15 protein-coding genes are annotated in these 15842 nt (G+C 42.5%); 6 read left to right on the top strand and 9 right to left on the bottom strand.

Annotated features, from left to right (window positions below):
• Nucleotides 1-67: 67 nt before the first annotated feature.
• The 7 genes from carA to LKO28_RS04195 all read right to left on the bottom strand — a co-directional run bounded on the left by carA (nt 68) and on the right by LKO28_RS04195 (nt 7597).
• On the bottom strand, nt 68-1168 hold the full coding sequence (gene carA / locus LKO28_RS04165) for a glutamine-hydrolyzing carbamoyl-phosphate synthase small subunit (RefSeq protein WP_227693433.1): 1101 nt from the start codon (nt 1166-1168) through the stop codon (nt 68-70).
• A gap of 205 nt (nt 1169-1373) precedes the next feature.
• The gene (locus LKO28_RS04170; RefSeq protein WP_227693434.1) at nt 1374-1571 is read right to left on the bottom strand and encodes a YwbE family protein; all 198 of its coding nucleotides are present in this window, start codon (nt 1569-1571) and stop codon (nt 1374-1376) included.
• A 70-nt stretch (nt 1572-1641) separates the two neighbouring features.
• Complete coding sequence (rseP, locus tag LKO28_RS04175) at nt 1642-2961, bottom strand: RIP metalloprotease RseP (RefSeq protein WP_227693435.1); 1320 nt, start codon at nt 2959-2961, stop codon at nt 1642-1644.
• Nucleotides 2962-2976: 15 nt separating this feature from the next.
• Nucleotides 2977-4131, bottom strand: a complete 1155-nt coding sequence (locus tag LKO28_RS04180) for a 1-deoxy-D-xylulose-5-phosphate reductoisomerase (protein ID WP_227693436.1) — start codon at nt 4129-4131, stop codon at nt 2977-2979.
• An 8-nt stretch (nt 4132-4139) separates the two neighbouring features.
• A complete protein-coding gene (locus tag LKO28_RS04185) occupies nt 4140-4931 on the bottom strand; it encodes a hypothetical protein (RefSeq protein WP_227693437.1) in 792 nt (263 codons plus the stop codon).
• 125 nt (nt 4932-5056) lie between these two features.
• A complete protein-coding gene (locus LKO28_RS04190; protein WP_227693438.1) occupies nt 5057-7183 on the bottom strand; it encodes a S9 family peptidase in 2127 nt (708 codons plus the stop codon).
• Nucleotides 7184-7273: 90 nt separating this feature from the next.
• Nucleotides 7274-7597 carry a DUF3276 family protein gene (locus tag LKO28_RS04195; RefSeq protein ID WP_227693439.1) on the bottom strand — a complete coding sequence of 108 codons (324 nt, stop codon included), beginning with the start codon at nt 7595-7597 and terminating at the stop codon, nt 7274-7276.
• Nucleotides 7598-7835: 238 nt separating this feature from the next.
• Here LKO28_RS04195 and LKO28_RS04200 point away from each other — a divergent pair, with 238 nt between their 5' ends.
• From LKO28_RS04200 to purH, 6 genes are all read left to right on the top strand, one after another.
• On the top strand, nt 7836-8720 hold the full coding sequence (locus LKO28_RS04200; RefSeq protein ID WP_227693440.1) for a cell wall-active antibiotics response protein: 885 nt from the start codon (nt 7836-7838) through the stop codon (nt 8718-8720).
• A 7-nt stretch (nt 8721-8727) separates the two neighbouring features.
• On the top strand, nt 8728-9765 hold the full coding sequence (locus tag LKO28_RS04205) for a sensor histidine kinase (protein ID WP_227693441.1): 1038 nt from the start codon (nt 8728-8730) through the stop codon (nt 9763-9765).
• A complete protein-coding gene (locus tag LKO28_RS04210) occupies nt 9758-10495 on the top strand; it encodes a LytR/AlgR family response regulator transcription factor (RefSeq protein ID WP_227693442.1) in 738 nt (245 codons plus the stop codon). The genes LKO28_RS04205 and LKO28_RS04210 overlap by 8 nt, the downstream gene beginning before the upstream one ends.
• Before the next feature lie 24 nt (nt 10496-10519).
• Nucleotides 10520-11845: a serine hydrolase domain-containing protein gene (locus tag LKO28_RS04215; protein WP_227693443.1), complete on the top strand. Its 1326-nt coding sequence runs from the start codon at nt 10520-10522 to the stop codon at nt 11843-11845.
• A gap of 57 nt (nt 11846-11902) precedes the next feature.
• Nucleotides 11903-12478 carry a phosphoribosylglycinamide formyltransferase gene (gene purN, locus LKO28_RS04220; protein ID WP_227693444.1) on the top strand — a complete coding sequence of 192 codons (576 nt, stop codon included), beginning with the start codon at nt 11903-11905 and terminating at the stop codon, nt 12476-12478.
• A 73-nt stretch (nt 12479-12551) separates the two neighbouring features.
• Nucleotides 12552-14078: a bifunctional phosphoribosylaminoimidazolecarboxamide formyltransferase/IMP cyclohydrolase gene (gene purH, locus LKO28_RS04225; RefSeq protein ID WP_227693445.1), complete on the top strand. Its 1527-nt coding sequence runs from the start codon at nt 12552-12554 to the stop codon at nt 14076-14078.
• 214 nt (nt 14079-14292) lie between these two features.
• Here the strand turns inward: purH and LKO28_RS04230 are convergent, their stop codons facing one another.
• On the bottom strand, nt 14293-15249 hold the full coding sequence (locus tag LKO28_RS04230) for an MBL fold metallo-hydrolase (RefSeq protein WP_262905985.1): 957 nt from the start codon (nt 15247-15249) through the stop codon (nt 14293-14295).
• Nucleotides 15246-15842, bottom strand: a complete 597-nt coding sequence (gene coaE, locus LKO28_RS04235) for a dephospho-CoA kinase (protein ID WP_227693446.1) — start codon at nt 15840-15842, stop codon at nt 15246-15248. Before coaE ends, LKO28_RS04230 begins: the two co-directional genes overlap by 4 nt.

The raw sequence follows: 15842 nt of genomic DNA on the forward strand, positions 1-15842 counted from the left end.
TTACAATTAGCACAACCAAATTTAGCGAAAAAGCTTCACATTCACAAAGAACGTAAAACTTCTCTTGCTATCCCTTTATCATGGCTATAAAATCATCGAATAGATAACGGGAGTCATGCGGTCCAGGAGAGGATTCTGGGTGATACTGCACCGAGAATGCTTTCTTTCCCTTCAAACGGATTCCCTCTACCGAATTATCATTCAGGTTGATATGCGTAACTTCCACTTTATCTGAATTCACTATATCTTCCGCCACTACGCCGAAGCCGTGGTTTTGTGAGGTAATCTCGCAGCGGTTAGCAATGATATTTTTTACCGGATGGTTAATACCACGGTGTCCGTTATGCATTTTTTCCGTACGGATGCCATGCGCCAAGGCCAGCATCTGGTGCCCTAAGCATATACCGAACATCGGCTTATCGGCTGCCACTATATCCTTGATCGTTTGTAGCGCATAGTCGATGGCTGCCGGATCACCTGGACCATTGGAGATGAAGTATCCATCGGGATTCCAGGCTTCCATTTCCTGAAAGGTTGTCTTCGCTGGAAATACTTTTGCGTACACCTGCCGTGCATCAAAATTACGTAAAATATTCTTTTTGATCCCGAGATCGAGCACGGCTATACGGGTAGGTGCACTCTCGTCACCATAATAATATGGCTCTTTGGTGGAAACGATAGAAGACAATTCTAGTCCTTCCATAGAGGGCACCTGCGCAAGCTGCGCCTTGAGCTCCGCGACGTCCAAGGTTTCCGAGGATATAATAGCGTTCATTGCTCCTTTATGCCGTATGTGGCGTACCAGTGAACGGGTGTCAATATCCGAAATACCCACTAAGTTCTCCTCTTCAAAATAGGTTTGAATGGATTTTTCCGCCATGTGGCGACTGTAGTTGATATTATAATTTTTACAGACCAAACCAGCAATCTGAATTTTTTCAGACTCTGTATCGTCCTCGTCAATTCCGTAATTACCAATATGCGCATTGGTCGTCACCATAATCTGCCCGTAATAGGATGGATCTGTGAAGATTTCCTGGTAACCGGTTGTCCCTGTATTAAAACAGATTTCGCCTGTAGTTGTACCGATTTTTCCGGCGGCCTTACCGTGATAAACCGTTCCATCTTCAAGCACCAAAATGGCTGGTAGTTTGCTGTAGTTGGTCATTCTTTTATTGCTCTATTATATTTGTTTGTTTTTTTGCGTAGCTAAACCTTTGGGACATAAAAAAAGCCCAAACGGGCTAAAAATTAAATTTAATATGCTGTGCGTCAACGTAAACATTGAAACTTTGCGACATTGCGACGAGACATGTTATCTGTTTTTTCACGGGAGACAAAGGTACGGATAAAAATGTGTAAATTCAAAATTATTATTCCTCCAATATTTCCTGTACTCTACCGATCTGTCCATCCTCTAAGCGTACCTTGATACCCCGGTGATGAAAAGGTGCAGAAGTAAGCAAATCTTTCACTATTCCTTCCGTAAGGTTACCCGTACGCTGATCTTTTTTCAATACGATATGCACCAACATACCGGGTTTTATATTTGCTCTTGTTTTTCCGTCCATGACTACAACGTTATTTTTTTTTGGCGGACTTCTTCCGAAACGGATTCCACCACTATCCTACTTAGGCAGATTACCATTTTATAATATCATTTCCCAATGTGAATAGCATCAATGCTATCAGAATAAAGAAACCAACCATTTGGGCTTTCTCTAAGAAATTATCGCTTAGGGGCTTACCCTGAATCATTTCTACCAAAAGAAAGAGCACGTGTCCGCCGTCTAAAGCAGGTATGGGCAACAAATTCATAAATGCCAGCGCCATGGAAAGCATACCTACTAGACTCCAGAATTTCAACCAGTTGACTTCTGTTCCAAACATTTTAGCTATACCTACCGGACCCGACAAAGCTTTATCTGCCCGTACATCTCCTTTAAAGATCTTACCAAAGCCCTTGATATTCACGGTAATCACTTCGATAGCGCGGGTAGCACCGATCGGCAGCGATTCCAAGAAACCATAGGTATGCGCGATGATGGGTAAATCTTCGGTAATCAGCGAAACACCAACGGTCGCAGAAGAGTCTGCCCGCCCGCTGAGGTTGACTTCTTGGCCGTCCCGTATCACGCTAATCGCTAAGGGTTTGTTGACATTGTTCTTAATAGCGTCTGAAAACTCGTCAAAAAACACAGTCGGCGTACCGTTTACTGCAAGAATACTGTCGCCCACCTGAAATGCCATTCGTTCTGCGGTTGATCCGGGCTGTACGTCACCTACATGAAGAATTTTCCGACGTGGCTGAACAAATTCTAGTACTTTATGATCGGCTACCTTATTCAAGATATCGGAAGGCAGGGCAATTTCTGTTTGTTCACCTTGGCGTTCGATGGTCAGCACCGCATCCCCCATCATCACATCAGCACTCAACAAATCGGACTGGAAGCCCACGGCAGGTTTACCATTAACCTGCACAATCTTATCTCCGGGTTGTATACCTACTTCTTTGCCGATAATGCCCGGCACTACACCATAGGCTAGCTTACTATTGTCTACGTCGCTGTCGCCATAAGCGAATGCTAGCATCCAAAAAACGACGATTCCGACAATGACATTGACAATGATACCGCCTAACATGACGATCAAACGTTGCCAGGCTGGTTTGGAGCGGAATTCCCAAGGCTGTGGTTCTTGTTTCAGCTGCTCGGTATCCATAGACTCGTCTATCATGCCGGCTATTTTCACGTAACCGCCCAAGGGCAACCAACCTATTCCGTACTCACAGCCTTTGTACGTAAATTTAAAGAGTTTGACTCCCCAGGCATCAAAAAAAAGATAGAATTTTTCTACTTTAATACCAAAGGCTCTAGCGGCTAGAAAGTGTCCTAGCTCGTGTAATATTATTAAAATCGACAGGCCTAAAATCACCTGCCCAATCATGACCAATGTTCCCATTTATTTGTTTTTTCCTTATTTCACTAAACTTCGTGCCACAATACGTGTTTCCATATCTATCGCCAACAAATCTTCTAAAGTAGGGTGTTCCACCTTTTTTTGCTGACACATTGTCGCTTCAATCAACGTACTCATTCCTAAAAAAGAAATCTCATCTGCCAAGAACGCCGTTACAGCAACTTCGTTCGCGGCATTCAAGACACAGGGACGATCTCCTCCCTCTCGAAGTGACTGATAAGCGAGCTCTAAATTACGAAAAGTATCCCGATCGGCCTCCTCAAAGGTGAATGACGTGTAATTCATAAAATCAAATCGTTCAAATGTATTACGTAGTCGACGGGGATAGGTCAACGCGTTCTGAATCGGCAACTTCATGTCAGGCAAGCCCATCTGCGCTTTCATCGAACCATCTTGAAACTGGACGATAGAATGAATGATCGATTGTGGGTGTACAATCACGCCAATCTGCTCAACGTCCAGATCGAAAAGCCACTTGGCCTCGATAACTTCCAAACCTTTGTTCATTAGCGAGGCAGAATCAATCGTGATCTTGGCACCCATCACCCAATTGGGATGCTTCAACGCTTGTTCTTTCGTAACGCTTGCTAAAAACTCCCGATCTTTTCCCCGAAAGGGTCCGCCGGAAGCGGTTAAATAGATTTTCTCTAAGGGATTGGCCTGCTCGCCTACCAAGCATTGAAAAATAGCGGAGTGCTCGGAATCTACCGGCAACATGGCGACCTTATATTGACGTACCAGTTCCATGATCAGTTCCCCTGCTACGACCAGTGTTTCTTTGTTCGCCAACGCAATGTCTTTCCCCTCTGTGATGGCTTTGACAGTCGGTCGCAATCCTGCTGACCCCACAATAGCATTGAGCACCATGTCGATCTCCTCCAATCGAACGACCTCGACTAAGCCTTGTTCTCCCGACAGCACCGTTATATCTAAATGCGCTAAGGCGTCTTTCACTTGGATATATTTGCTTTCGCAGACAATCACAACTGCTTTCGGCTTGAAGGCTTTCGCTTGGGCAATCAACAGATCTGCATTTTCAGCCGCGGTCAAGACCGAAACCGTTAATAACTCCGGAAATGCTGCTATTACCGCTAAGGCTTGCGTACCTATACTCCCGGTCGAGCCTAATATGGCAATATTTCTCTTCTTCAAAATACCTGTTAAATTATATTTTTTAATAATTGGGGATCGTCTCCTCCGGTGTAGTCTTTCATCATACCATGATAGGCTGTTGCCATAACCAAACTAACCGACGGGATGATAATAAATGTATTGATCGCGCTAAATATTTTGGCAATAATCGCATAACCGAAATACTCTGACGAGACCTGAAGGATATAGGCTGTTCCGACCACGAGCATCAGTACCAACAGTTTAACGACGTTCCCTTTTGTTAAAGCCACACTTAAGCGACAAGCACGGGAAAGGCTATATCGCTTATCCACAATAAAAAAAGGAAAAAAAGTAATACGAAGCAAAACAAACATCATAATCAACCCGGTAAGAAATGGATTGATCTCCATACTCAAGGTCTCCATATCGGCTCCTAAATACAGTAGGGGAAAACTAATCACCGAAGAGAGCAGATAAACAATGCCTAGCAAAAAAGAGTATAGTATAAACCCCATCAGAAAGTTCACAAATTGTTTCGCGGATGGAATGTAGTCTTTAAAAGCGGCGTGTTCGACACCTCGTGCCAGCAATAATGCTCTTTTTATAAGTACGAGCTGGGTACCGAAAAAAAGCGTCACGAAGACAAAACATAGCAAACCTTTTACGACATCACCACTGGCATCGGCCAACCTAAATGCTAAATAGGACGATAAACTGGACGTAATGAACAGTAAAAAACATAGTCCTGCAATCGAAAAATAATGGCTTTTCAGGAGACTTATGGCGTTCATAAAAACATCATTCGCCTTAAAGGTGCTCTGTTTTAAATATTGTAACATGCTGAAAAATAATTATGCAAACCTAAATAAAATGCCCTGTATTCACCAACCGAATGTTAAATGAGTTTTTGCATGTCTCTGAAAGTGAAAAAACGCCTAATACCCCGGATAAAAAACTTTGTCTCCTACTTAAAATCGTCGGGCACAGGTCTTTCTAACAGGTATTGGTAATAAAAGCGCACCCGCTCTTTGAAGTCATATGCTGTTTTTGACCGCGCGAAGCCGTGTCGACTCCCAGGATAAATCATGAGTTCAAAGGGCACCTCTTGCTCGGTCAGCGCATCGACCAATTGTAAGGTATTCTGCAGGTGAACGTTGTCGTCGATATCGCCATGCATAATCCGTAATCCGCCCTTATACTGGTTCACGTAGGTCAACACGGATCCTGCATGATAGCCTTGTGGATTGTCTTGCGGGGTATCCATCCACCTTTCTGTATAATGGGTATCATACAGCTCCCAACTTGTAACGGGCGCACCAGCGATACCGTAATCAAAATAGTCAGCCCCTTGGGTCAAGGCCATACAGGTTAGGTAACCTCCGTAACTGTGTCCGGTAATCAACAACTTATTATCTGCGACCCACGGTTTGGCCTTTAACCATTTGGCTACCGTTGTATAATCGATCATTTCCCATTTCCCTAAATTTCTATGCATCCATGCAACGCCTTGTTTGCCAAAATGGCCAGATGCGCGGTGATCACAGGTGATCTGAATAATGCCTTCTTGTGCCCAATATTGGTTTGACATGCCTTTCCAGGTATTTTTAACGGTTCCGGCATCCGGGCCGCCATAGATGCTCATAATGACGGGATATGTTTTTGCCTCATCGAAACCGATTGGATAAGTTATGATTACCGGGAGATCAAATTTCCCATCCTCAGATGGAATGGTAAAATAGACTGTCCGCCCGATATCGTACTGATCAAAATCTGCTGACCTACTGTCCGCCAGCTCTTTTATGATCTTTCCATGCTTATTGACTAAAGCTACTCTCGGCGGGGTAGAAACATTCGAATAGGTGGTGATAAAATACGCTGCATCAGGAGAGATTTTTACTTCATGTGTATATTTCCCGAATGTTAGGCGCTTTAATCCCTTTCCATCATAATCGACCCGATATAAATCTACCGTAGCCGAATTTTCTTTACGTGCCGTAAAATACACGACTTTATTTTTTTCGTCTATGCGCTCCAGCGACGTTACCTGCCAGTCGCCCGACGTTAGGGGATTTACCAGCTGGCCCGCTAATGTATACAAGTAATAATGCGCCCAGCCCGTACGGTCTGATTTCAGTATATAATGTTTGTTGTCGGCCAGATAGGTAATCCGTTCGTCATGGTCCAGATTAATCCAAGTGGCTTGTTCTTCATTGTATATCGCATTCTTACGACCGCTGACAGGATCCACGGCATAAAACTTTAGATTGGTCTGGTCCCGGTTCATCCACTGCACCATGATGGTTTGGCTATCGAAACTCCAATAGGGCTCTCCGAAATATTGATCTGTTTGCTCCTCAAAATCAGCCCAAACGATCGGCGATCCTTCTGTCTTAACAAATCCTACTTTGACCTGTGGATTGGAATCACCTGCCTTGGGGTAACGGGTTTCCTCCAGATAACCGTACTGCCCTTCGGAAACATAGATCGGGAACATGGGGACCTGTGTGTCATCGAAACGCATAAAAGCCAATTGCTTGCTATCCGGCGACCACCAGAACGCTTTATAGTTTGTCCGGCGACCTAATATTTCTTCGTAATACACCCAAGATGACCAACCGTTGTAAATGACATCGGTTCCGTCCGAGGTGTAACGTCGCTCACTGCCGTCGTCTATGTTCACGCTGTATAGGTCATTCGCACGCGTGAACGCTACATATTGGCCATCCGGCGAAATGGTCGGGTTTTTCTCCTCGATCTCAGGAGAGTGTGTCAACTGTACAGCCTGGCCTTGTCCACGGCGGATGTAAATATCGTTATCCCTGACAAAAACTTCTGTATCGGACGTCACCGGTGGTGTATACAAGGTCCGCTCGCCGGTTTTGACGTGTACCTGATAACGCTTGCTATCGGTGATATCCTGTTCAATATAATGATTAGCGTCTGCCCAACCGACATATTGGTTGATCGGCTTGGTGACCGATGCTTCCTGTCCCCATGCTTGTGCAAAACGCAACGATTTCTGTTGTGCGTATAATGGACCGACAAATAACAGGCCGGCTAGCAAGAGTGTGTGAACCTTAATTTTATGCATAATCAAACAAAATGATAAGCCACGAAATTAGCAATAATATAAAAAAAAGCCACTTAATAGTGGCTTTTATATGTTTTATTGTTGAATATGTTAGAAAGAATAATTGTCTTTTTGCGCATATTCGGCTGAGTCTTCTTGATTCGGTTCATAGCGTTTTTCAACAACGTCTTGGTTAGCCTTGATATAGTCCACCACCTCTGTCAATCCTTCAGCAAATTTCTCAAAATCTTCTTTATATAAGAAAATCTTATGCTTAATAAACTGTCCATCTTCAAAGCGTTTTTTGCTTTCTGTGATGGTTACATAGTAATCGTTAGAACGAGTTGCCTTTACATCAAAAAAATAGGTACGCTTTCCCGCTCTCACCTTTTTTGAAAATACTTCTTCACGCTCTTTGTTTTCAAAATCTCCCATTAGATTGTAAGTATTTAAGTTTAAATCCTTTTTCGCTATAAATATATAATAATTAATTTCATGTTTCCAAATTTAATTAAAAAATGTTAATCCATGCGATAAACATTTTTTTGAACGTGCGTCGGTTTCACCGAAAAAATCAGGGTGTTTACCGAAAAAGTATCTTGGATTACCTATTTTGGCAAGCGGATATTGAAGTATTGCTATACTTTTGAATAACATAAAAACAGTAAGTATAATGGAAAGAGAAAGAGATTCTAAAACACCACCACCGAGCCCTCCGAGAGGAAATAATAAAAGCGCGACTATCGTGGGGTTTGCAATCGTATTCCTAGGGACTGCGCTCCTAATGCGCAATCTCGGCATCAGCTTACCCTTCTTGAGAGCATTCTTCGGCTGGGAGATGATTTTGATTATCATCGGTGTCGTGATTGGAATTAACTCTAAATTCGAAAATAAATCAGCAGTGATTTTAATTGCCATCGGTGGACTCTTTATTGTGAAGCGAATAATCGACCTTCCTTTCTGGGGGGTGATTGTGCCCATCGCCGCGATTACCTTCGGCATCTATTTTATTGCGCGAAACCGCAAGCCCGCCAGTCTCCCTCCCGTCCCACCACATACGCCTCCCCCACCCCAAAGTGTATCAAGCGATGAATTTGATTGGGATAAGCGGGTGGATACGCAAGCGGATACCGATTATGCCTCTCCCTTTGAGCCGTCGGAAAGTGAAAAGAATAAAGGGAATAATCCGTACGAAAAAAATGAATACGTCTATGAAGGCGAAAATTACATTCGGGTAGAATCGATATTCGGATATGCCAAGAAAATCGTTTTTTCTAAGAATTTTCTGGGTGGAAACATGACCAATCTTTTTGGCAGCATCGAAATCAACTTATTACAGGCAGATATTAAGCAACCTATAGCCCTGGATGTTTTTCAGCTATTAGGCAGCACAAAAATTATTGTACCACCGCATTGGATTGTAACAACGACGGCCTCTTCGATTTTGAGCGAAAATGACGACCGCCGGGCGATTCTCTCGAATGTACAGGATCAGAACAAATGCCTATACATCACGGGCACCTCGTTATTTGGTAGCATCACGATAAAAAACAGCTAAGCATAAGATGACTTTCAAACTCACAACGAAAAACCGCTTGATACATGTAAGTACATGGACAATATGCATCTTATATTTTGCCGTTTCTTATTGTTTGTTGTGGTGGGATCTGCATCCTAAAAACATCTCTCCCTACGAGCCGCTGATCGGCGCGCTATCGATTACGATCTGCTGCTATCTTATATACAGTACGCTTCAATTCTATTTACCCCGAAAAAATCAGTACGTAAAAATTATATTGATTTGTTTAACCTTGACCATAGTCAGTGTAGGGTTATCGATATTCTTTTTGAATCAGTTTTTTGACGACATTTCGTTCACGCATTTCTATGAGGTCTTGCCCCACCGGTTTGTCATTAATTTCCTATTGCTGTTATGCATCATCATTATTAATGTTTTCTGGAACATCCAGGAAGAATACGAAGAGAACAAAAAGCGCAAAGAAGAATCGGAACGTATCTTACGGGATGCTGAATTGTATAATCTACGCCAACAGCTTCAACCCCATTTTTTGTTTAACAGCCTCAACTCGATCATTGCGCTCATCGGCAGCAAACCAGACGAGGCGCGTAATATGACTTTCCAACTTTCTGATTTCTTACGTGGTACGATGCGAAAGGATGATAAGCAGTTGATTCCGCTCAGTGATGAAATCACGCATTTGAGCCTCTATCTCGACATCGAAAAAGTGCGGTTCGGCCATCGGCTGACAACTACTTTTCATATAGAAGAACAAGCAAAAAAAGCGAAAGTCCCGTCGATGATTATCCAACCGCTATTGGAAAACGCTATCAAATTTGGCCTGTACAATGTCATCGGTGAAGTAGAAATAACGGTCCATATCCGATTGGAAAACTATCTACTGTATATTGCGATTACCAATCCCTTTGATACCGATCAGTTTGAAGGCCGAAAAGGAACGGGATTCGGGCTTTCCAGTATCCAACGACGCCTGTTCTTACTATATAGCCGTACGGATTTATTAAACACATCGACTTATAAAAATACGTTTACTTCTACCTTAAAAATTCCACAATATGATTAAGACGATCATTGTAGATGATGAGCCTTTAGCACGTATGGTCATCGCTGAATATTTACAGCCCTATTCGGATATTGAAATTTCGGCTGAATGTGGGGATGGATTCGAAGGTGCAAAAATGATTCAACAGCACCGGCCTGACCTTATTTTCTTAGACATTCAAATGCCTAAATTGACGGGGTTTGAGATGTTAGAGATCCTGGATGAAATGCCAAACGTTATCTTCACCACAGCCTTTGACGAATTTGCGATTAAAGCTTTTGAAAAAAATGCCATCGATTACCTTCTTAAACCAATCAGCAAGACACGGTTTGAACAGGCCTTGGCAAAGTTCAGAAACAATTTCCAGTGCACGCCAACAAAAGAAATAGCGGCCAAAGTCGAGGCAATACGCGAGGAAGAGGTGCTGGAAAGGATTGTTGTAAAAAACGGGACACAGATTAAGATTATCCCCGTACAACAAGTTGTCTTTTTAGAAGCCTACGATGATTACGTTAAAATCCATACGAAAGACGGCATGTTTCTTAAAAACAAAACCATGGCCTCGTTTGAAAAACAGTTAGACCCTAAGCAGTTTGTGCGGGTACATCGCTCTTATATCGCTAAGGTTGATCAACTTGCCAAAATTGAACCGATGGAAAAAGAAAGTTATATCGCCACGCTGCTGACAGGCGAAAAAATTAATATCAGTAAGTCCGGCTACGCTCGTTTAAAACAAATAATTGGCTTATAAACAATAGTTCTGTAATTTTGCCGTATGATTCGGATGTTATTTTGCTTACTGTTTATGTGCACGGCACTGACGGGATTTGGACAAACAAAAACAGAAGAGGCCAATCGCGCCGTTTTCAATAAAATAGAATTTTTTATCAATACCCAGATGACGGACTCTATTTACCATTTAGCGTCCGAGGCCTTTCAAGAACAGGTTACGCCGGATCAGTTCACCTTTATGTTGCAATATATATATCCCTTAGGTCGTATAACCGATGTGGAAGTAGAAGATTTTAAAGGACAGACGGCCACCTATCGGCTATATTTCGCTAACGAGCATCAGTTGCTCACCAAGTTCGCCATAGACAGTACATTTCGTTATACAACGTTATCCTTTACGGCTGCGGAGAAGAAGATAAAAGAAACTGAATTACCTGAAAAGAAAGTGGTCATTCGTCAAGTAGAAACGGAAACACCGCTGGATTTCCACGTAGATTCGGTAGCCAACAGTTACATTAGCAAACAAAACACGCAATCACTGGCGATTGCCGTTTTTCACCAAAATAAATACCGTACCTTTCTATATGGCAAAACAGCAGCAGGAAACGATACTTTGCCTACTGAAAACACACCGTATGAAATCGGTGCGCTCAAGCACCTATTCACTGCCACGGTACTCGCTGGGTTAATCGTGAAGGATACCATTGGGTTGGAGGAGTCCATTATTAATTTCCTTCCAGATTCCGTAGCGAAAAACCCATCACTGCAAGATGTTACTTTTAAAACCTTAGCCAACCATACCTCGAGCCTTCCCGAAAACGTAGTTGTAGCAGCCGATCGGGCGGCGCTTTTTAGCTTTTTAAAAAATTATCAGGCGCCACTTGAGCCGGGCACCGAATATGCGTACAGTGAAACGGGTTATGCGCTACTGGAAGAACTTATTGCTACTATCAGTCAAAAGCCTTATTCGCAATATCTACAAGAGGTACTGCTTGATCCTCTCCAACTCGATAACACAACGGCGCAGAAATCTACCCTCCGCGACCTAATGCTATTTGCTGTCGAGCATTTCAAAATGCAAGAAAATTCGCTACAGGAAGCACTGGCGCTGACCAGACAATTTACATTTTTCCTGCCGGATAATACAGATATCGGATTGGCTTGGCATATGAGTATGTTAGACGGCGTGCTCTATTTACATCAAATTGGAGAAACGCCAAGTAGCCATCAAATTGGAGAAACGCCAAGTAGCAGTGCCTTTATCGGTATATCGCCAGATACCAAAACGGTCGTAATTACCTTATCTAATGCTGCTAAAAGTGTAACGCCGATCAGCATAGAAATTATGGAGAAATTATTAAGGGAATAAAAAATTACCTAAGTTTGGGGTAAAAATCAACTTGACAACATAAAAAGACACTTAATCGTGAAAAAACGCATTGCTATTTTTGCTTCTGGTTCGGGTTCCAACGCACAAAAAATTATGGAGTATTTTAAATATTCCAGTCTGGCCGAAGTAGCCTTAGTCCTAAGCAATAATCCGGATGCTTACGTTCTACAACGCGCGGATAATTTCGAAATCCCGACGCACGTCTTTGATAGACAAGCGTTTTATGAAACAGACGAAATTATCGATATTCTAAAACGCTTAGAAATAGACCTAGTTGTTTTAGCTGGTTTCTTATGGCTGGTGCCTCAAAATTTATTGAAAGCATTTCCCAATAAAATCATCAATATTCATCCAGCTCTCCTACCGAAGTATGGTGGCAAAGGCATGTATGGCGATCGCGTGCACAAAGCAGTACTAGAAGCTGGCGACGAGGAACACGGTATCACGATCCATTTCGTAAATGAAAACTTTGATGAAGGCGAAGTTATTTACCAAGCAAAATTCAAAATCGAATCGGAAGATAGCTTAGAAATTATTAAGTTCAAGGGACAGCAGTTGGAGCATCAGCATTTCCCTAAAATTATCGAGAATTTATTAAAGAAATACAATTAATGCTTACCTTTGTGGCTCCAAAAATAGGGCAATAGGTATTTCCTGTTGCTTAAAAAACACTTTTTTTACACATATGAATCATCCTGTTAAGATTAAAAATGCTTTGGTGTCCGTCTATTATAAAGACAACTTAGCCCCCCTCATTAAATTATTAAACAAATACGGAGTTACTTTTTACTCTACAGGCGGAACAGAAGCGTTTATTCGCGAACAGGGAGTCGACGTCATTCCCGTCGAAGATTTAACGAGTTATCCTTCGATCTTAGGTGGCCGTGTCAAAACTCTTCATCCAAAAGTATTTGGAGGTATATTGGCTCGTCGTCCGTTGGCCGATGATCAACAGCAATTAGCGCAATACGAAATTCCGGAAATTGATTTGGTGATCGTTGATCTCTACCCGTTTGAGGAGACTGTTGCCTCTGGTGCCGCAGCGCAAGACATTATCGAAAAAATTGACATTGGCGGAATCTCTTTAATTCGTGCTGCTGCCAAAAACTTCAATGATGTAGTCATTATCTCTTCCAAAAGCGATTACCACGAACTGGAAAAAATCTTGGCACAGCAGGAGGGACAAACTACATTGGAACAGCGTAAAGAATTTGCAAAACGTGCGTTCAATACCTCCTCGCATTACGATACTGCTATTTTTAATTACTTCAACCAAGAGAATGCCCTTCCGGTTTTTAAACAATCGGTCCAACAGGCACAAACCTTACGATACGGTGAAAATCCGCATCAGAAAGGGACGTTCTTCGGTGACCTGGACGCGATGTTTGAAAAATTGAATGGAAAAGAGCTTTCGTATAACAATTTGGTGGATGTAGATGCGGCAGTAGCTATTATTGACGAGTTTCAAGATCCAACATTTGCTATTCTGAAACATACAAACGCCTGTGGTGTGGCATCCCGCCCTACGATTAAACAAGCGTGGATAGATGCCTTAGCATGTGACCCGATATCGGCATTTGGTGGTGTATTAATCGCGAATGGAGAGATCGACAAAGAAACTGCGGAAGAAATCAACAACCTTTTCTTTGAAGTGCTTATCGCTCCTGCTTATACAGCGGATGCATTAACAGTATTGACGGCAAAGAAAAACCGCATTATTCTGAAACGTAAAGCAGTCCAACTTCCTAAAGAACAGTTCAAAACATTATTAAACGGCGTTATTCTACAGGACAAAGATAATACAGTGGAAGGTCCCGAGGTAATGAAAACGGTGACAACGGTTCAGCCTACCACCGCACAACTTGATGACCTTTATTTTGCCAATAAAATCGTTAAACATACCAAATCGAATACAATTGTATTTGCGAAGGATAAAACCTTGGTTGCTTCTGGAGTCGGACAAACTTCTCGAGTAGATGCCCTAAAGCAGGCTATCGAAAAAGCACAATCATTCGGCTTTGCTATCAAAGGTAGCGTCATGGCTTCGGACGCATTCTTCCCTTTTCCGGATTGTGTGGAAATCGCGGGAGATGCTGGTGTTGCAGCTGTATTACAACCAGGTGGTTCTATTAAAGATCAATTATCTGTAGATATGGCCAACGAAAAAGGCGTAGCCATGGTCATCACCGGAGTGAGACATTTTAAACACTAGCTATTGATAAAGGGTGCAGTGCGTCGGTTCGCGTACTGCACTCCTTTCTTACAAATATCCCAAAAGCCAGTAAATAATAATAAACGCTATAATTGTCCCAAAACAACCGAACCCTAGCTTTTTAGCTCCCCATCCGGCTATTATCGTCTTAAAAAATCTGTTCATATAATCTTATTTTTCTTGTATCAGGAGGTCCTGCAAGAAAAATGCCGTTTTATGAAGCCAATAGAATGTCTCGCACGATAAGTTTTCCTTCAAAATGTTTTTTTAGCGCGCGACCGTCGCCGTGCACAGTCCATATCTGTTGGGGGTTAACTTGGGTTACATACCAAAGAATATCTTTCCAATCCACATGATCAGAAATATAAAGCGCAATATCATTTTGTCTTTGCAATCGTTCCCAACCAGAAGCAAAAGCTTTTAACACATTCTTCGCTTTAAAATAACTATTAAATGTAAGTGGAGGGACGAGGTATATTTTGTTTGTACGCCCTTCTTTCATCGCTTTCCGGTTGTACAAACTATAACGTAGCCGCTTGTATCCCCACTGATCATATAATTTATGCACGGGATACATTTTGTGGTGCACCAACACTTCCCTTTCGGGGAGCAAATCATTGATCAAGGCGGTTAGCCGCTGTGCTTTACCTAGCGTATAACAACCCAGCATAATATTGTGAGGTATATCCTCCAATTTTAAAATCTCTTTGTCCACATCAGGATGTGATACGGATGGATCGGCAAAAGTCGACTCCGTTATCAATACATCCGCTCGCTGAATGACGATAGGCTCGCAAGTATCGTCTCGCTGCAATTTATAGTCGCCGGTGTACAGGTAACTGACTCCTTGATAAATCATTAATATTTGCGCAGAACCTAAGATGTGTCCTGCCGGAAGAAACGTAATAGCTACCTTTCCCACCGTAAATACCTGTTTAAAAACGATAGCTTCCATACTACTTGCAGCCATTTTTGGAAATTTATTCTGCATCAGGGCAAACGTAGCAGGAGTTGCATATATCTTTTGATGTCCTTGCGTAGCGTGATCTCCGTGCGCATGGGAGATTATATTTGTTTTGACAGGAGCCAGCGCGTCAATATAAAAATCGCCATACCGACAATAATAACCTAGCTCATCTTTCACTAAAAAATCGTCATGAATTATGCTCATACATATTTTTCTTCTAGAAATCGTTCATGCAATGGCAGTAACTGGGGAAGTAATGGAGTTATTCCGTCATTTACAATCGTAAAATCAGCCATCGCCTGTTTTTCCTCGTCGGGCAACTGTTTACCGATCCGATCTAACACATCTTGTCTCGTCGTGTTATCCCGCTGGATCACGCGACTAATACGCACCTCCAATGGTGCTATTACCAAAATCGTATAGTCCAATTTTTTATATGATTCGCTTTCAAAAAGCAGAGCCGCTTCCTTCAGGCTATAGGGAAAAGTTTGTGAAAAAGCCCAATCTTCGCCATGCTGGATAACGATCGGGTGTACAATTGCATTCAGCTTAGCTAACCTGCTCTTATCTCTAAACACCTCGGACGCTAGATAACCGCGATTCAGCTGCCCTAGCCTATCGTAAACGTCCGGTCCAAATTCCTGTAGCAACGCTGACTTCATTTCCAAATGGCTATCCATCAATGCTTTCGCTTCTTTATCAGCATCATAAAATGGCACACCTAACGCCTTGAAAATCTTTGCAACATAACTCTTTCCGGATCCAATCCCTCCCGTAATACCAATTTTCAATCCCAT

It is taken from the genome of Sphingobacterium sp. FBM7-1 (genome assembly GCF_020687765.1).
Lineage (GTDB): Bacteria > Bacteroidota > Bacteroidia > Sphingobacteriales > Sphingobacteriaceae > Sphingobacterium.

Bases quoted from the DNA above. Each gene is read 5' to 3' on its own strand.
- carA (WP_227693433.1), bottom strand. From the start codon at position 1,168: ATGACCAACTACAGCAAACTACCAGCCATTTTGGTGCTTGAAGATGGA.
- LKO28_RS04170 (WP_227693434.1), bottom strand. From the start codon at position 1,571: ATGGACGGAAAAACAAGAGCAAATATAAAACCCGGTATGTTGGTGCAT.
- rseP (WP_227693435.1), bottom strand. From the start codon at position 2,961: ATGGGAACATTGGTCATGATTGGGCAGGTGATTTTAGGCCTGTCGATT.
- LKO28_RS04185 (WP_227693437.1), bottom strand. From the start codon at position 4,931: ATGTTACAATATTTAAAACAGAGCACCTTTAAGGCGAATGATGTTTTT.
- LKO28_RS04190 (WP_227693438.1), bottom strand. From the start codon at position 7,183: ATGCATAAAATTAAGGTTCACACACTCTTGCTAGCCGGCCTGTTATTT.
- LKO28_RS04195 (WP_227693439.1), bottom strand. From the start codon at position 7,597: ATGGGAGATTTTGAAAACAAAGAGCGTGAAGAAGTATTTTCAAAAAAG.
- LKO28_RS04200 (WP_227693440.1), top strand. From the start codon at position 7,836: ATGGAAAGAGAAAGAGATTCTAAAACACCACCACCGAGCCCTCCGAGA.
- LKO28_RS04205 (WP_227693441.1), top strand. From the start codon at position 8,728: ATGACTTTCAAACTCACAACGAAAAACCGCTTGATACATGTAAGTACA.
- LKO28_RS04210 (WP_227693442.1), top strand. From the start codon at position 9,758: ATGATTAAGACGATCATTGTAGATGATGAGCCTTTAGCACGTATGGTC.
- LKO28_RS04215 (WP_227693443.1), top strand. From the start codon at position 10,520: ATGATTCGGATGTTATTTTGCTTACTGTTTATGTGCACGGCACTGACG.
- purH (WP_227693445.1), top strand. From the start codon at position 12,552: ATGAATCATCCTGTTAAGATTAAAAATGCTTTGGTGTCCGTCTATTAT.
- LKO28_RS04230 (WP_262905985.1), bottom strand. From the start codon at position 15,249: ATGAGCATAATTCATGACGATTTTTTAGTGAAAGATGAGCTAGGTTAT.
- coaE (WP_227693446.1), bottom strand. From the start codon at position 15,842: ATGGGATTGAAAATTGGTATTACGGGAGGGATTGGATCCGGAAAGAGT.